Annotated in this window: 18 protein-coding genes and 1 tRNA gene; 5 read left to right on the top strand and 14 right to left on the bottom strand. The window is 67.8% G+C overall.

Annotated elements, in window-relative coordinates:
- Positions 1-47 precede the first annotated feature (47 nt).
- From J2S55_RS28255 to J2S55_RS28240, 4 genes are all read right to left on the bottom strand, one after another.
- Positions 48-1,040, bottom strand: a complete 993-nt coding sequence (locus J2S55_RS28255; protein ID WP_306867062.1) for a DUF1702 family protein — start codon at positions 1,038-1,040, stop codon at positions 48-50.
- 156 nt (positions 1,041-1,196) lie between these two features.
- On the bottom strand, positions 1,197-1,409 hold the full coding sequence (locus J2S55_RS28250; protein WP_306867059.1) for an acyl-CoA carboxylase subunit epsilon: 213 nt from the start codon (positions 1,407-1,409) through the stop codon (positions 1,197-1,199).
- Positions 1,410-1,803: 394 nt separating this feature from the next.
- A complete protein-coding gene (locus J2S55_RS28245; RefSeq protein WP_306867057.1) occupies positions 1,804-2,148 on the bottom strand; it encodes an MmcQ/YjbR family DNA-binding protein in 345 nt (114 codons plus the stop codon).
- Between the two features lie 40 nt (positions 2,149-2,188).
- Positions 2,189-4,264, bottom strand: a complete 2,076-nt coding sequence (locus tag J2S55_RS28240; RefSeq protein WP_306867054.1) for a glycosyl hydrolase family 28-related protein — start codon at positions 4,262-4,264, stop codon at positions 2,189-2,191.
- A 447-nt stretch (positions 4,265-4,711) separates the two neighbouring features.
- On the opposite strand from J2S55_RS28240, the gene J2S55_RS28235 reads away from it, so the two are divergent.
- Complete coding sequence (locus tag J2S55_RS28235; protein WP_306867051.1) at positions 4,712-5,395, top strand: pentapeptide repeat-containing protein; 684 nt, start codon at positions 4,712-4,714, stop codon at positions 5,393-5,395.
- Positions 5,396-5,528: 133 nt separating this feature from the next.
- On the opposite strand, the gene J2S55_RS28230 is transcribed toward J2S55_RS28235, so the two are convergent.
- The 5 genes from J2S55_RS28230 to J2S55_RS28210 form a co-directional block, all read right to left on the bottom strand.
- Entirely contained in the window at positions 5,529-5,765 is a 237-nt protein-coding gene (locus J2S55_RS28230) for a hypothetical protein (RefSeq protein ID WP_306867048.1), read from the bottom strand.
- A gap of 61 nt (positions 5,766-5,826) precedes the next feature.
- Complete coding sequence (locus J2S55_RS28225) at positions 5,827-5,958, bottom strand: hypothetical protein (protein WP_306867046.1); 132 nt, start codon at positions 5,956-5,958, stop codon at positions 5,827-5,829.
- 130 nt (positions 5,959-6,088) lie between these two features.
- Positions 6,089-6,622, bottom strand: a complete 534-nt coding sequence (locus J2S55_RS28220) for a hypothetical protein (RefSeq protein WP_306867043.1) — start codon at positions 6,620-6,622, stop codon at positions 6,089-6,091.
- Between the two features lie 767 nt (positions 6,623-7,389).
- A complete protein-coding gene (locus tag J2S55_RS28215; protein ID WP_306867041.1) occupies positions 7,390-7,728 on the bottom strand; it encodes a helix-turn-helix domain-containing protein in 339 nt (112 codons plus the stop codon).
- Positions 7,725-8,087: a type II toxin-antitoxin system RelE/ParE family toxin gene (locus J2S55_RS28210; RefSeq protein ID WP_306867038.1), complete on the bottom strand. Its 363-nt coding sequence runs from the start codon at positions 8,085-8,087 to the stop codon at positions 7,725-7,727. Before J2S55_RS28210 ends, J2S55_RS28215 begins: the two co-directional genes overlap by 4 nt.
- 383 nt (positions 8,088-8,470) lie before the next feature.
- On the opposite strand from J2S55_RS28210, the gene J2S55_RS28205 reads away from it, so the two are divergent.
- Positions 8,471-9,085: a DUF6461 domain-containing protein gene (locus J2S55_RS28205; protein WP_306867035.1), complete on the top strand. Its 615-nt coding sequence runs from the start codon at positions 8,471-8,473 to the stop codon at positions 9,083-9,085.
- A 513-nt stretch (positions 9,086-9,598) separates the two neighbouring features.
- On the top strand, positions 9,599-10,510 hold the full coding sequence (locus J2S55_RS28200; RefSeq protein ID WP_306867033.1) for a sulfurtransferase: 912 nt from the start codon (positions 9,599-9,601) through the stop codon (positions 10,508-10,510).
- A 435-nt stretch (positions 10,511-10,945) separates the two neighbouring features.
- On the opposite strand, the gene J2S55_RS28195 is transcribed toward J2S55_RS28200, so the two are convergent.
- Complete coding sequence (locus tag J2S55_RS28195) at positions 10,946-11,254, bottom strand: helix-turn-helix domain-containing protein (RefSeq protein ID WP_306867031.1); 309 nt, start codon at positions 11,252-11,254, stop codon at positions 10,946-10,948.
- 710 nt (positions 11,255-11,964) lie between these two features.
- On the opposite strand from J2S55_RS28195, the gene J2S55_RS28185 reads away from it, so the two are divergent.
- Both J2S55_RS28185 and J2S55_RS28180 read left to right on the top strand, forming a co-directional pair.
- Positions 11,965-12,141: a type II toxin-antitoxin system RelE/ParE family toxin gene (locus J2S55_RS28185; protein ID WP_306867028.1), complete on the top strand. Its 177-nt coding sequence runs from the start codon at positions 11,965-11,967 to the stop codon at positions 12,139-12,141.
- Entirely contained in the window at positions 12,138-12,464 is a 327-nt protein-coding gene (locus J2S55_RS28180) for a helix-turn-helix domain-containing protein (RefSeq protein ID WP_306867025.1), read from the top strand. The genes J2S55_RS28185 and J2S55_RS28180 overlap by 4 nt, the downstream gene beginning before the upstream one ends.
- Positions 12,465-12,612: 148 nt before the next feature.
- Here the strand turns inward: J2S55_RS28180 and J2S55_RS28175 are convergent.
- The 4 genes from J2S55_RS28175 to J2S55_RS28160 all read right to left on the bottom strand — a co-directional run bounded on the left by J2S55_RS28175 (position 12,613) and on the right by J2S55_RS28160 (position 14,605).
- Positions 12,613-12,684, bottom strand: a tRNA-Val gene (locus tag J2S55_RS28175).
- A gap of 32 nt (positions 12,685-12,716) precedes the next feature.
- Positions 12,717-13,664, bottom strand: coding sequence for an ROK family protein (locus tag J2S55_RS28170; protein WP_306867022.1), 948 nt, complete (start codon positions 13,662-13,664; stop codon positions 12,717-12,719).
- 111 nt (positions 13,665-13,775) lie between these two features.
- Positions 13,776-14,087, bottom strand: a complete 312-nt coding sequence (locus J2S55_RS28165; protein WP_306867019.1) for a hypothetical protein — start codon at positions 14,085-14,087, stop codon at positions 13,776-13,778.
- A 59-nt stretch (positions 14,088-14,146) separates the two neighbouring features.
- Positions 14,147-14,605 (bottom strand): peroxiredoxin, encoded by a 459-nt coding sequence (locus tag J2S55_RS28160; protein WP_306867016.1) that lies wholly within the window; start codon positions 14,603-14,605, stop codon positions 14,147-14,149.
- Between the last annotated feature and the right edge of the window lie 34 nt (positions 14,606-14,639).

Below are 14,639 nucleotides of genomic sequence, written 5' to 3'. Positions count from 1 at the left end.
GGCGGGCGGCCGGACGGCCACGGTGGGCGGCCGTCCGGCGGGCGCGGTCAGGCCGGGAGGCGGTCCGCCGCCGCGAAGTGCGCGCGCACCCGCTGCCGCCACAGCTCGTACTGCGGGACCGGGCCGGAACCGCGAGGGTCGACGGCGGTGTCGTCGGCGAGCGCGACGGCGTCGGCGACCGACAGGTCGGCGAGTACGGCGGAGGCGGTCTCGGTGTGCGGGGGGACGAATCCGGCGAAGGTCCGCGCCTTGACCGCGAACACCACGCCCTGGGCCAGCTCGGCCCGGTGCTCGCCGGCCTCCCGGCGCAGCGTGGCCAGCGCCTCGCTCCCGGAGCCGCCGGCGAACGTCGCGGCCAGGCCGACACCGCTCCACAGGTCGGCCTGGCGGTGGCTCGCGAAGCGGCCCACGGCGGCGGCCACGTCGGGCACCTGGCCGCCGTGGATGAACCACAGCGCCCGGCCGATGCCCTGGTCCACCGCCCGCAGGAAGTAGTCGGGCGAGCCCTCCCAGGGGTAGGGCGCCGGCACCTTCTGCTCGTCGACCCAGCGCCGGGTCTCGAAATAGGCGCGGTCGAAGCCGTAGCCGTCGACGGCCAGCCAGCTCATCGTCGGGTAGTAGGCCGACCCGTCCAGGTCGGGCATGACCTTCTTCCACAGCGGCCGGGGCAGGCGCGCCATGGCGAAGCCGATGCCGATGTAGGTCAGGAAGATGTGCGGCTGGCCGGGGCCGAGCAGCAGGTCGCGGGTACGGTGGCCGCGGCCGCCGCCCATCGCGTCGACAATGGTGAAGGCCATCGTCGCGCCCTCGTAGGCGAAACCGCGCAGTTCGGGGTCCACCATGTTCAGCCGGCGCTCGACCTCCCATTGGTCGCGCGCGTCGATCCCCCATTCGAATCCGCAGATCACGGCCTGAGGAATCGCCTCGAGTCGCCGGGTGGCATCCGTCGGCGTGACCGGAAAGCCCCGCCCGTCAAAACTCACCTCGGCCAACGACGGCGTCAAAACAAGCCTGCGCAGTGAACCGAACAACGTCGGCATGGGACCCTCCTCACTTATGCCATCGGCCGATGGCCGTCACCCGCCACCGGCTGGCCTATCCCATGGTCGTATATGGAATCCGGGGATACATCTCGCCGATTGCGGGATTCTTCGATAATCGATCACTTTGCAATTACCGGCGCCGGAGGGCGGATTTCAGGCGGAGCGGGGCCGCGCGTCGCCGGCGGTGCCGCGGCGGGGTGCGAGCGGCCGCCTGGCGGAGTGGGCGCGGTCGGCCCAGGCCGACGGCCCCCGGGCCTCCGGAGCGGCGGCCGGAGACGTGCGCGCGACCAGGACCGCGATCAGCGCCGCCAGTTCCTCAGGCGTCGGATCGCCGCGTACGACTTCCAGGAACGGGATCTCGTCCACGCCGCACCTCCCGGTTGCGCCCTGCCACGAGAGTCGCCCCCGGACCCGGCCGGGCACAACTTCCTGGATGCGGACCCTCCGGCCTGCCGGGCGCGGACATCCCGGCGCCCTCCTGGGAGGGGGGCACCCCCTTCCTGGGAGGGGGGCATCCCGGTGCCTTCCGGGGCCCCGTGCCCGCCCGCCGCTCGTGTGCCGCGGAACACCCCGGCGGGACCCGACACGGTCCGGCGCTGTGAGGCCGGCGACGTCGAACAGCGCACCGCACGGCCTCACCAGGAGCCGCCGGGCGGCGCCCCGGCGCTGACCTCCAGCCCGTCGGTCCCGAGTGAGGTGAGGTAGGGTCTCCGCCCGCGGTGGGGACGGCCGCCGCACACCCCCGGCGACAGCCGTACGGCTATCGCGCGGCCTCGTGGGCGGCGACCATCTGCTTGGGGGCGGTCAGACACCACGCCTCGGTGACCAGCTCGAACAGCTCCTCCGCGTCGATCTTCGCGAGGTGGACCACGACCCAGCCGAACCGGCCCATGGTGAACTGGACCTCGAACACCTCCGGCCGCTCGGCCACCAGCGCGAGCTGCTCCTCGATCGTCGCCTTGAGCCCGACGGTCTCGGTCTCCTCCCACAGGTAGCCGAACCCCTTGCCCCGCACCTTCAGCGAGACCCAGTTACCGCCATCGCTCCGCGTGACCTCAGGCAGCCTGTCCAGCATCTCCAGGAACTCATCGACTCGCACGCCCATGGCCCAACATGTACCAGAGCACTCCGACACTTTCCGCGCGTCACCACGGGGACGGCGCCGGCGGCGCGACGACCGGCGGACGGTCGTCGCAGGTGATGGTGTTCGGCAGCTCCCACGGGGCGAGCCAGGGACCGGTGGTGCCGCCCCCGTCGTTGCCGCCCAGGTCCGTCAGCGAGAACTCCGAACCGGTGGGCGGGAAGTTGAACGATCCGCAGTTGTTGACGCCGACCGCGCCGACGTTGCGGGCGTCCACGTTCTCGAAGGACGCCGCTCCCTTCACGCGAGCGCTGACCACCGAGGTCCCCGTGCCGTCGACCCTGATGTCCTTGAAGCGGACGTTCGGGATCGAGTACAGGTCCTTCACCGACCACTCGCTGACCATCATGATCGCGTTGTAGGTGCTGTCGAGGTAGTGGTCCCCGGTCACCTGGATGTCCGCGTCGATGTTCTTGTCCAGCGCGTAGAACCAGATGGATCCCAGGCCGATCTTCCAGTTCAGCTCGTAGGTGCCGGCACGGACCGTGGTGTTGCCGGTGATCCGCAGCTTCCCGGTGAACGGCTCGGCGCCGAAGCGGGACCCGACGTGGATGGCGCTGCCCTCACGGACCGGGTCGGCGACGAGGTTGTTCGAGACGGTGTTGTCCGTGCCGCCGTAGACGGCGATGCCGTTCGCGAGAACCGGCGTCTGCACGGTGTTGTGGTCGAAGGTGTTGCCGGCGTTCGCGGTCTTCTCGGACCACATGGCGAGGCCGTCGTCACCTGTGTTGCGGACGAAGTTGTTCGACACGACCGAGTCGGTGACTCCGGTGTGGAAGTTGAGCGCGTCGGCGATCTGGTCGACGATGACGCTGTCCGTGATCCGCAGACCGGTCATCGGTCCGTCGAACCACATGCCCACCTTGGTGTGGCGGATGTGGAGGCCGTCGATGGTCGAGTCGCTCATCGCCCCGCCGATCCCGTTCACCTGGTCGGTGTCGACGCGCTCGCGGACGTCGCCCTCGATCGCGAAGCCGGACAGGTGGACGTTGTGGCTGCCGCCGTCCTTCGCCTCCTTGCCGTAGAAGCCGACACCGGTGTGCACCGAGCCGTCGGGGGCCGGTGTGTCGAGGGTGACCTCGCGGCCCTTGATGATCGTGTACCAGCTGCCGGCGCCCTCGATCGTCACGTTGTCGACGATGATGTGGCGGTTCACCTGGTAGGTGCCCGGCGGGAGGTGGACCTTGAGGTGCTTGCGCTGCGCGAAGGCGATCGCCCTGTCGAACGCGGCGGCGGAGTCGCGCCTGCCGGACGGGTCGGCGCCGAACGCCAGCACGTTCGCCGCGACGAGGTTGACGTGCGGCCGGCCGACGAGCTGCGAGTCGAGCAGGTCGATGACCGTCCACGCGGCGTTGCTCCCGGTGGGGACCGTGAGCCGCACCTTGTCACCCGCGCGGTGGGTCCGGCCGAGCAGCAGTCGCTGCTCGTCGTAGAAGTGGCTCGGGCGGAACGGCGTCGTGATCACCGGAGGCGGTGTCGTGGCGGCGGGCACACAGGCGCACTCGGTGATCCACCAGTCCGGGTGCAGCAGCCCGGCGTCCGGGTCGTTCGAGAACGGATACTGGTTGTACAGCCACGCGTACTGCGACGTGAGGGTCATGGTCCTCTTGCCCCCGCCGTTCACCGTGACAGCGAGTGGCGCGGTGATGCCGCCGCCGTTGGGCGCGTCCGGGATGCTGTAGCGCACGGTGATCGCGTTGGCCGCGCTCGGCAGGGTGAACTCGACGTACTGTCCCGGCGTCAGCTTGACCGCCTTACGGCCGGAGGCCTCCGCCGGCAGCGTGTACGCGGAGCGGTCCGGCCCGATGACCGTGCCGTCCGTCGCGGCGTTCTCCGCCTCCTGCTCGGCGAAGTCGACGTCGGCGCCCCGGCCCGCGACGAGCGACGGATCGAGGCCGGCGCGTGTCACGACGGGGGTCGAAGTGCCGGTCGCGCCGGTGCCGGCAGGGGTCGAAGCACCGGTCGCGCCTGTGCCGGCAAGGGCCGTGCCGCCGGACACGACGCCGAGACCCAAGGTGGCGGTCACCGCCGCGACCGCGACCGCGGCCCTCCACGACAGCCTGCCGGACCACCTCGCCACAGCTCCTGCGCTGCTCCGTGACATCGAATGCTCGTTTCTCTCGGGGGGGGGTGAACACCTGAAGACGCTCGGGGCCGAGCGGACGCCATGAGGGTGAGGTGACATTAGGTCCCCCGCGCCCCACTCCACAAGCCTCCTGCGAAATAGTTTCGTAATCTTGCTGTACAAGTGCTGCCGCAACTTGTGTTCTTGCATAGATAGCGTGAGTCGTTGCGGCCCTCCCGTAGCGCGCGACCTTCCGTAGCGTGACCTCCCGCAGCGCGCGACCTCCCGCGACACGGAGCGAGCGCTTCACCGGCGGCACGGCCCGGATGTCTCATCGGGAGATGAGGCCCCCGGCCTGTTTCGCGCGGCAGCGCGTCGGAGTCCCCGTCGAGGCCGGAGCGGCCCGCCCGTACGCGACGTGATCCGACGCGCCGCCCGGCCGCCGGGACTAAGCTCCGCCTCATGTCTTCCCGTCCCCCTCAGCGCCGGCCGGAACGGCTGAAAGAGCCGGCCGCGCCCAAGCTGCCCGCCTCGCTCACCGTCGCGCGGCTCCCGGAGCACGGCATCGAGGACGACGCCGCCTATCGGTCGATGGAGTTCAAGGGCGTCGAGCTGTCCCCTCGGCATGTGGACGCGGCCGACTTCGAGGGCTGCCGCTTCGTCGACACGAGGTTCTCCGGCACGCGGATGCGCCAGGCGGGGTTCACCGACGTGGAGCTGGAGCACTGTGATCTGTCGAACATGAGAGCCACGACATCGGCGATGCACCGCGCTCGGGCGTCCGGGAGCCGGTTGACCGGCATGGCCTGGTCGGAGTGCGCGTTCCGAGACGTGGTGTTCGACACCTGCCGCGCCGATCTGGCGGGTTTCAGGTTCTCGACCTTCAAGAACACCGTCTTCCGCGACTGCACCATGCTGGAGGCCAACTTCCAGAACGCCGACCTGCGGGGAGTCAGGTTCGAGCGCTGCGACCTGACGGGGGCCCAGTTCTCCAACGCGCAGATGGACGGCACACGCTTCGCCGACTGCGTGTTGCTGGGGATCGGCGGCGTAGCCGGCCTCAGAGGCTCGATCGTCAAGAGCCGGGACGCGCAAGGGCTGGTCTACGCCCTGGCGGGCGCGATGGGGATCACCATCGAGGATTAGACCGTGTCCCTGGCGAGGGTCTCACCACGCCGTCCCTGGCGAGCGCCTCACCAGACCGGTCACACGGTCAAGTGACGGTGGCAGAGCCCCATGGGGCGGTCCGCCGGCTCCCCGGCCGCCCGAGCATGAGGGGTCAGTCGCTGACGGGGGTGTGCAGGACCGGGATGTGGCTGTAGTCCTCGCCGTCGATCTTGGTGATGTCGTCCGCGGCGACCCACCGCTCGGCGACGTGGCGCCGGTAGCCGTCAGCCTCGTCCCAGTAGATCAGGGCGAGCCACCGGGCTTCGCCACGGCGCCAGGCTCTCAGCCATGCTGCGCGGGAGCCGTACACCACCAGGGGAGAGCGAGGCGGGACAGGTGCGGCGGACACGAGATGAGGCTACGGGCGAGGGCCGACAGATCAGCGAGGGGTCATGAGGCTCAGCGAGGGGTCATGAGGCGAGGAGGTCGGAGCGGAAGCCGGCCACCAGCAGCAGGGCCGCCATGATGTCGATGACAGCGTGCAGCCGGTCCGCGGACGATGCGAGGCGCTCGGGTCCTGCGATGTCCAGCAGGACCGACACGCCGGCCGGGCCGCGCCGTCACGGAGTCGGACCCGTGGTTCCCGGATCGGCCCTCCCAGGCGCTCCGGCCACGGACCGCCGAGTCCGGCCCCGTCCATGGTCGTCGTAACCCAGCCGGTCACCCACGGATTCAGAAGTTCTCGCTCCACAGGTACCAGGGGCCGTAGTAGTGCTCGACGTCAGGTCCGTACTTCTCCTCTTCCGGCAGCGGTGGTTCACCGTGCGGGCTCCATATGACGCCGTGCTGATGGCTGCCGTCTCCCCCGTCGGACAGCGCGAAGCGCACCGTGCCCTCATGCCGCGCAGCCCAGGAGACGTCGAACGACCCCAGCGTTCCACGGCCCATCTTCCAGTCGGGACTCCCCGCCACCGCCGACCGCGCGACCTTCTCGAAGCTCTCCGCCGACAGGGCGAACCTGGACTTCCTCAGCTCTCCCACGGCAGGCAGCGTGAACACCAGGACGCCGATGAGCGGCGGTGCCGCCCAGCGCAGCAGGTCCCGCTTGACGCCCGGCCGTCCCACTGGGTCGAAGAGCGCTGCGGCGAGGCGGACGAGCCAGACCGCTCCGAGCACGGAGAACGCCAGGAGGGCGGGCAGGGACCAGAGAGGGGCGACACCGGGAAAGCTCACCGCGTACAGGAGCAGGAGACCGATGACCGCCAACGAGCCGATCAGAGGAAGACCCGGTGCGCCGATCGAACTCCTCGGGGACCGCTCCTTCAAAGTCACAGCAACTCCAACCAGAGTCGATCAGAACACCTCATGATCCACGCGAATCCTATCCATGGCCGACGGAGCGTGGTCGATCGTCCGCGAGTAAGACAACACGAAGGCCGTCCCGCCGGATGCGACCGCCGGCCCCGATGGTCACGTTCACAGATTTCCTGCCCCCGGACCGCCCTGTCGATCCGCCGCTGATCGTGCTGCTTGGCCTTGCGGAGAACCATGAGCGACACGATTGCCCTGTCCGGAGCGCACCGACACGTCAGCCGAGCCGCGACATCACGGACTCGGACCCGTGGTTCCCGGATCGGCCCTTCCAGGTGTTCCGCCCATGGACCGCCGAGTCCGGCCCCTTTCTCACCAGCAGTCCGGCCACCTCGGTCAACCCGCTTGAAGCTGACGGCAACACTCCCGAAACGCTCCCGATCGGGAGGCGGGCATCTTCACGCAGAACCCGCAGACGGGCCTGACCTGGGTGGGCACTACTGGGTTCGAACCAGTGACATCTCGCCTGCAAGGCCGTCCGAGCAGGGGCGCGGCCAAAGCGGACATCGGCGCTGGCCTAGGCGTACGGTCCACCGTTGTCCGGCATCGTTGTCACCCGATTGGTCACTCGAGTACGACACGCGGCCAAACGGCGCAGCAGCAGCGCAAACGCCTAAAAGGAGAGAAGAACACGGAAACCACGGCATCCATCATGGATACGATCACCCAGTACGGCGACCGCGAGGCATGTCAAGCACCATGGCCGAGTCGCCGAAGTCAGCCACGATCTTGAGCTGACCTCCGAGCGCCGTTACATAAGCGGCCAAGGTGGCCACTTCGCTGATCACTCCACTCTCTATCTGTGAGATGCGGGCCTGTGACACGCCCATCGCCTGAGCGACATCCTCCTGCCGCAGGCCGAGCTTGCGTCTGGCTTCAGCGAGCTGGTAGGCGCGCTGGCGGGCTACGAGCCCATCACGGAGTTGGGCAATCTCCGGCTCATCGCTGGGCTGGACAAGCTCAGCACGCAGTTCCTCCCATGTCACCGCCTGATCGCTCATTGCTCCCTCTCCTCGATATATCGGGCAAAACGCACCTCTGCCGCTTTGATCGCCACGTCATACCAACCGCTCCAGTCGCCGGACTTGTCTCCGGCGACCAGGAACACGGCTTGACGCCAAGGGTCGAAAACAAAGAGCAGCCGCACCTCGCTCCGCCCGCTGGATCCAGGTCTCAGCTCCTTGAGGTTACGGATGGTCGACCCTTGAAGCGTGTCCACCAAGGGCCGCCCCAGACCGGGCCCTTCCTCGGCGACCCGGTCCAAGGCCGCAGCGATCAACAAGAGTGTCTGCCGATCCACCTTCCGTAACTCGTGAAGCCAGTCACGGACCTCTGGAACGATCATTATCTGCCAGTTCACTCCATCATAATAAATTTCTTATGTTGATCCAAGAGGAGCTTTGGCAACTCAGCGTATTGCCAGCGTCACAAAAGCCCCTCTCTCCCTGGCGTGGAGATCTTGAGGCATGGATCACAAGGGGACCAGCGGGAGAACCTTGCCAGAGTCACCCACGTGGTCGGATGCCCCAGGGTGGCGATGCGATCGGACGGGGTCTCGACCTGGGCAGATACTTGCCCTGACCTGCGATTACAGTCCTTGGTCATCCACCGGTGCCCGACCCCGTCCGTGGTCGTTGTCACTCAGTTGGTCACTCACGCCCATGTCTCCGAGACACTGCGAGCAATGCCCTCCCTGTCGGTGACTGCTGCCATCGTCACACGTAACTGATCAAGGGAGAGACAGTGGCGGACACGCACGAAGAATTCGGCTGGCTCGCGAAGCACGGCCCGTTCTGTCACGTCTCCTGCATCACCTTCGCCCGATCCTTCAGCCCTCGCGAGGCGTTGATGCGTCTCGGCGCAGACAGCAGTGGGATCGAAGAGGTGACCTTTGAAAAGCACCAGGAACGAACGATGGAGTACATCGACTCGGACAACATGCGCACCAGCTACGTGGGCGCGCTGGAGATGAAAGGCTGGACTGTGCTGATCCAGCTCTGGACCGGATCGATCGGCCTTAACAGACTCCTACTACGCAGCCTCTCCCGGTCGACCGAGGTCGTGTCGATCCATCGCAACGTCCATGCCACGGACTATTTCGTCTACGCGATCGACGGCGAACAGGTCACATGCTTCGACCAGCTGGTTCCTGACACACGCTGGGGCAGTGATCCAGACCGCCTGGTCAGCAAAATGCGCGAAGTCGGCTTGTCCTGGGAAGGGCCCGGCGTCGGTGCCCCCTTTCCACGGCCCTCCTTTCCACGGTCCTTCACCCTGGCGAAGAAGATCACCGGCTTCTCCTTCTCCGAAGACATACTGAACACACGATTCCTCGGAGCCGCAGTCCGTGACCGGTGACTGGTTTTGCAGCCATGCAGTCGGCCGCAGTGGCAGGCACGGAGATCAGGCACTCATGGGGGAGCGAGTCAGCGGCTCGCGCACTTGGAGAACATCGACGTGGTGCTTGAGCCGGGCCAGGACCACACGGGCGCGTTGAGTGGTGAGATCGAGCGACATGTCCAGCATCCGTGACGCCGCGTTCGCCGCGTCCTCAGGTTCGTTGGCGTCTGCGAAGCCGACGGCAAGCCAGGATGGGTACAGCGCGACTTTCCGTGGCGTGTCAGAACATCGCTGAGCAGGGGCCTGACCAGTCCCGACCGGGCGTACGGTCCCCGGAGATCACGGTGTCCGACCCTGTCCGGGGTCGTTGTCGCTCAGTGCGAACAGAAGTTCGATAAGGTGCCGCTCACCGCACGACAGCCGGTATCCACACTCCGAGGGACCCTCCAGGGCCGATCTCTGTGGTCATATGCGATAGAGCACGGAGGCGCTCATGGGATGCCGCCAACACCGCCAACGGGGAGAATCACTGTGGAGAAACTGCTCGTCTCGTGTGATGAGCTGGCCGGGTTGATCGGCGCACCGTCGGTCCGGATCGTCGACACGCGCTGGCCCGTGGGCGATGGTCCGGCCGGGCATAACCTGTATCGCCGCTCGCGCGTGCCCGGCGCCGTCTACCTCGGATTCGACGCCACCCAGGCGCCCGGCCCGCAGCCACCGGGCCGGGCCGCCCATCCCGCGACGCTCGCCGCCGCGCTCGCCGACCTCGGCGTCGGCACCGACACCACCCTGGTGGCCTACGACGACAATCACCAGTTCACTGCGGCGCGGCTGGTATGGCTGATGCGGGCTCACGGCTTCGAGCGGTCGTTCCGCCTCGACGGCGGATGGCCCGCCTGGCTGCGGTCAGGTGGGCCCGTGGAGACCGGGCCGACCTCCCGGCGGCTCTGCGTGACTCACCCGCCGCTCCTGAGTCAGACCGGCTCCGCCATCGCCGGTCTGAACGACCTGCTCGCGCACCAGGCGGGCGGCCTGCCCATCGCCGACTGCCGCCGCGACTCCAGTTGGGCGGAGCAGCCGCAGCTCATCCCGGGCGCGACGAGACTGCCGATGCGCATGCTCGTCAACTCCTCGGGGCTGCACCATCCGCCGTCCCGCATCAGGTCGCTGGCCGCCGCAGCCGGGATCGACGTCAACACACCGGTCATCGCGTACTGCGGCGCGGCAATCTCCGCCCCGGCTGTTTGGCTCGCCCTGCGCGCAGCCGGCGTCACCGGGGTACGGGTGTACGACGGTTCCATCACGGAATGGATCGCCAGCGGCCGGCCTCTGACACCTGCGGCAGCGTGCCGCCCCGAGCACTCCCGGACGGCACAGCCTCGAACGGCCACGCCCGCGGGCCGAGAAGGTGCAGGCGGGGCGCCAACGATCGAGGATCGCTAGGGCACGATCCGGTTCCAAGCTTCCTCCGGCGAGTGCGGGCCAGTAACGCCATGTACCGCGATCCCGCGAACCCGTCCGTGATTTCGCGGCGGGGGCAGGGGTTCACAGGCAGCGTAGGTCGGCCTGACCGGGTTCGGACCGGAGGGTTCTCCAGGTCATCCCGATCGGTATGAGAGTCGCCACCGGCTCCGAGAAGTTGGGGCAAGGAGAACCCGATCGAGACCTGGGTCAGCATGACCGCACCGCCGGCAAGCCACATGGTTGCGACTACCCTCCTGGGCCGAGTCACAGCGGCTTCACCAGTTCTGGTCCCCGTTCGACACCCCGGCAGCCCGCGTCGACGCATCCGTCCACGCACCGGCTTCTTTCCGGCACCGTGGGGTCTCTGTCCATCCCCAAGAGCTGGAAGTCGCATGAACGACGTCTCTCTGCTGATCAGGCCGCGTGCGGCTCGAACCGTACCGAGCCCAGATCGTGACCGGAGGTAAGGCGAACGTCAGCGTTCAGCGCCGCAGCCAGATGCCGTAGCAAGGCGATCGTCGGCGAGGTCCCACCCTCCTCTATACATTCGATCTCATCCTCGGTCATACCCGCACGCTCGGCCAGTCCGGCAACGGTCAGCCCAAGCGCATCACGTCGGTCATACAGAGCCTTACCGAAGGCCAACGCCTCTCGAATCATGATCCGTTCAGGGTCCTCGGCCTGAGGCTCAGGGCGCACCCAGCGGGTGTGATAGCCAGTCATCACGCCTTCCTCTCATAGATCTCGGCCACCGGCCCATGATGGTCGCGTTCACAGATCTTCTGCGCCCGGACCGCCCTGTCGATCTGCCGCTGATCGTGCTGCCTGGTCTTCGGAAAACCGTGAGCAACACGATCGTCCTACCCGAGTACGCCAGTACGTCATCCGAGCTGCAACATCACGGAGCCGGACCCGTAGTTCCCAGACCGGCCCTTCCAGATGATCCGACCACGGACCACCAAGTTCGGTCCCTTTTTCCGCCAGTAGACCGGCGACCTCATCGACCCGCTTCCCCGATCGAGAGGTCGTTCGCCCTGGCGAGCAGGATCACCGGCCTCCGCTTCTCTCCAGAGATGCTGAAGCTGTGCTTCCCCGCTGCGGAACCCCTTGAGAACTGATCAGCAGATCTATGGGAAGACCTGTCTGCCAGCGGACTCAGGCGCTCATGGGATAGCGGGACAGCAGCTCCCACGCCTGGAGACGTCGGCGTAGGGTTTGAACTGTGCCAGGAGTAGGCTGGTGAGGTCGGCGGATCATGTCCAGCATCCGTGACGCCGTGTTGGCCGCCTCCCACAGCTCGTCGGCGCCGCCCCAATACATGTAGGCCGGTTCGTCGGCTCCGGCCCTGTTCGCCGGGTTGCACTTGCCTCACCCAACGCTCTGATCTGGTCGATCCTCCAGACAAAATATGAGACAAAAGTTATCTTCTGAAGATGGCTTGGGAGGTCGTCCTATTCGACCCCGACAGAGAAGCGATCTTCCTCGTGGCGGGAGACAAGGCAGGCAAGTGGTCGCGCTGGTACGACGAGGCGATCCCGCTGGCCAAGTCTCGCTACGCGGAGTATCACGCGGAGAAGAAGGACGAGAAGACGAAGGAGGACAGGCGATGAGCCCTGCTCGCCGCTGGCGGGAGGTCAAGGCCGAGGCCCACCGGCTCCATCCCGAGTTGGCCACTCCCGAGCGACAGGCCGCCGAAGCCGAACTGGATGCGTACGTGGCCGGCTACCACTTGAAAGAGCTGCGCAAGTCACTGGGCAAGACGCAGGCCGATGTCGCCGCCGCACTCGGCATCTCCCAGTCACAGGTCTCCCAGATCGAGAACGGCGATCTCGACGCCATGGAGCTGGAAACCCTCCGTGCCTATGCGGCCGCGCTAGGCGGGCACGTCGATGTGACGATCAGCGTCGGTCCGCACTCCGTCAAGGTCGCCTGAAACAGGTTACGTTCACCAGGAACAGCCCTTGGCTCAACCCCTGGAGCACTCACCGATGAAGCAAGTGCTCATCAGGCGGCGAATACTCGCCGCCATCCCTGAAGACACAGAACCCCTGGCCCGTCAATGCAGGTCAGGGATTCTTTTGTGGGCACTACTGGGTTCGAACCAGTGACATCTCGCTTGTAAGGCGAGCGCTCTACCGCTGAGCTAAGCGCCCCGGGGATCCCGTCCGACAGACGGGATAACACCTTACGCCACGCGGGGGGATTTCAGCACATCCAACGACCATGTGGCGCCGGCGTCGGGGATTCCGGCGGCGCGCCAGCCGAGGAGGGCCGCGCCGAGCATGCCCGCGTTGACGCCCAGGGCGGCCGGGCGGAGGGGCGGGGCGTCGCGGAAGGTCAGGCGGCCGCGGAGGCGCTCGGCCAGCGGGTCGGACAGGAGGGGGCCCGCTTCGGCCAGGCCGCCGCCCAGGACGATCGCGGAGGGGTCCAGCAGCAGCGTGTAGGTGGCCAGGGCGAGGGACAGGGCCTCGACCGCCTCCCCCCACACCTCCACGGCCAGCGGGTCGCCTGAGACGGTCAGCGCGGCGACCTGTTCGGCCGTGGCGGGTGAGGCGGCCCGGGCGGAGTAGCGGCGGCCCACCGCGGAGGCCGAGGCGTAGGTCTCCAGGCAGCCGATCTGGCCGCAGGCGCACACCTCCCCGGCGGGGAAGACCGGGATGTGACCGATCTCACCGCCCCATCCGGCGGTCCCGCCGTACGGCTCGCCGCCGAGGATCACGGCACCGGCGATGCCCGTCCCGATGGGCAGGAAGAGGAAGTCGGAGACCTCGCGGCCGGCGCCGAGCACGCTCTCGGCCAGGCCGCCGGTGCGCACGTCGTGGCCGAGCATGACGGGCACGTCGAGCGGGACGAAGTCCGCGGCCGGGACGTCGCGCCAGCCGATGTTGGCGGAGTAGAGCGCCGTGTCGGCGGTGACGAGGCCCGGCACGGCCAGGCCGACCCCCGCCGGGGCGCCGCCGCCCGCGGCGGCGAGGTCGTCGATGAAGGACCGGATCGTCCCGACGACGGCGGCGGGTCCTTCGTCGCGCGGGGTCGCCCGGCGGTCGGTGAGAACGACCTCGCCCGAGCGGGTGACGAGACCGCCCTTCATCGAGGTGCCGCCGACGTCAAGGGCCACAACGAAGGAGCTCATGCACGCATCCAGCAGGTCGAAGGGGCGGGGCCGAGCCCGACCCTAGCGCATGGGAAGAACGACAGATCACTCCCCAAGCTCATAAATGCACTTAAAGCCGATTTATGAGCATTAATGAACCCGGCCCAGGACACGGTTCAGCGCGGCCTCCACCTCGTCCGACAGGCCGGGCGCGCAGGACTCGGTGAGCTGCTCACCGGCCCGGGCCAGCCGTACCGCCCCGCAGGAGCGGCACTCCACCTCGCCGAGCCGGCAGATGAGCGCCACGGATCCGCACCCGGAGCACGTGTCGAGGTCGAGGTCGTGCGTGCGCTGGCAGTCCGGGCAGATGAGCACCTGTGTCTCGTGGCGCACCCCGCGCTTCCACGGGCTGGCGCCACGGACCGGATCGGTCTGCCTGGCCCCGCAGGAGAAGCAGGGCATGATCGCCTCCGGAAGGTCGAGACCGGCGGACGCCTCATGAGCGTCCGCCGGATCACCGCTCAGGAAAGTTCGGCGAGCACCTTGTGGTACTCGGCGATGTCGCGTGCCACCGGGATCGGGTTCACGACACTCCAGCGGACCACGCCCTCGCCGTCGATGATGAAGGTGCCCCGTGTGGCGAGCCCCTTCTCCTCATCGAACACACCGTACGCCTGGGCGACCTGTCCGTGCGGCCAGAAGTCGGAGAGCAGGGGGAAGGTGTAGCCCTCCTGGTCCGCCCAGGCCCGGTGGGTGAACATCGAGTCGACCGAGACGGTCACCACCTGGACGTCCTCGGGCGCGGTGGCGATGAACTCGTCGCGGATCGCGCAGAGCTCACCGTGACAGACGCCGCTGAACGCGAGGGGATAGAAGATCAGCACGACCTTTTTACCCCGGTAGTCCGAGAGCTTGACCGGAGCGCCGTGCTGATCCTTCAGCTCGAAGTCCGGAGCCGGGGACCCCACCTCGACTGCCATGTCCACAGGTCCTTTCATCGGATGACGGGCAAGC

The sequence above is a fragment of the Streptosporangium brasiliense genome, assembly GCF_030811595.1.
Classification (GTDB): Bacteria; Actinomycetota; Actinomycetes; order Streptosporangiales; family Streptosporangiaceae; genus Streptosporangium; species Streptosporangium brasiliense.
This window is presented reverse-complemented; position numbering and strand designations above follow the sequence as displayed.

Coding starts and splice junctions, on each gene's coding strand:
- J2S55_RS28255 (WP_306867062.1), bottom strand. CDS start 1,040: ATGCCGACGTTGTTCGGTTCACTGCGCAGGCTTGTTTTGACGCCGTCG.
- J2S55_RS28245 (WP_306867057.1), bottom strand. CDS start 2,148: ATGGGCGTGCGAGTCGATGAGTTCCTGGAGATGCTGGACAGGCTGCCT.
- J2S55_RS28235 (WP_306867051.1), top strand. CDS start 4,712: ATGTCTTCCCGTCCCCCTCAGCGCCGGCCGGAACGGCTGAAAGAGCCG.
- J2S55_RS28215 (WP_306867041.1), bottom strand. CDS start 7,728: ATGAGCGATCAGGCGGTGACATGGGAGGAACTGCGTGCTGAGCTTGTC.
- J2S55_RS28195 (WP_306867031.1), bottom strand. CDS start 11,254: ATGACTGGCTATCACACCCGCTGGGTGCGCCCTGAGCCTCAGGCCGAG.
- J2S55_RS28185 (WP_306867028.1), top strand. CDS start 11,965: ATGGCTTGGGAGGTCGTCCTATTCGACCCCGACAGAGAAGCGATCTTC.
- J2S55_RS28180 (WP_306867025.1), top strand. CDS start 12,138: ATGAGCCCTGCTCGCCGCTGGCGGGAGGTCAAGGCCGAGGCCCACCGG.
- J2S55_RS28170 (WP_306867022.1), bottom strand. CDS start 13,664: ATGAGCTCCTTCGTTGTGGCCCTTGACGTCGGCGGCACCTCGATGAAG.
- J2S55_RS28165 (WP_306867019.1), bottom strand. CDS start 14,087: ATGCCCTGCTTCTCCTGCGGGGCCAGGCAGACCGATCCGGTCCGTGGC.
- J2S55_RS28160 (WP_306867016.1), bottom strand. CDS start 14,605: ATGGCAGTCGAGGTGGGGTCCCCGGCTCCGGACTTCGAGCTGAAGGAT.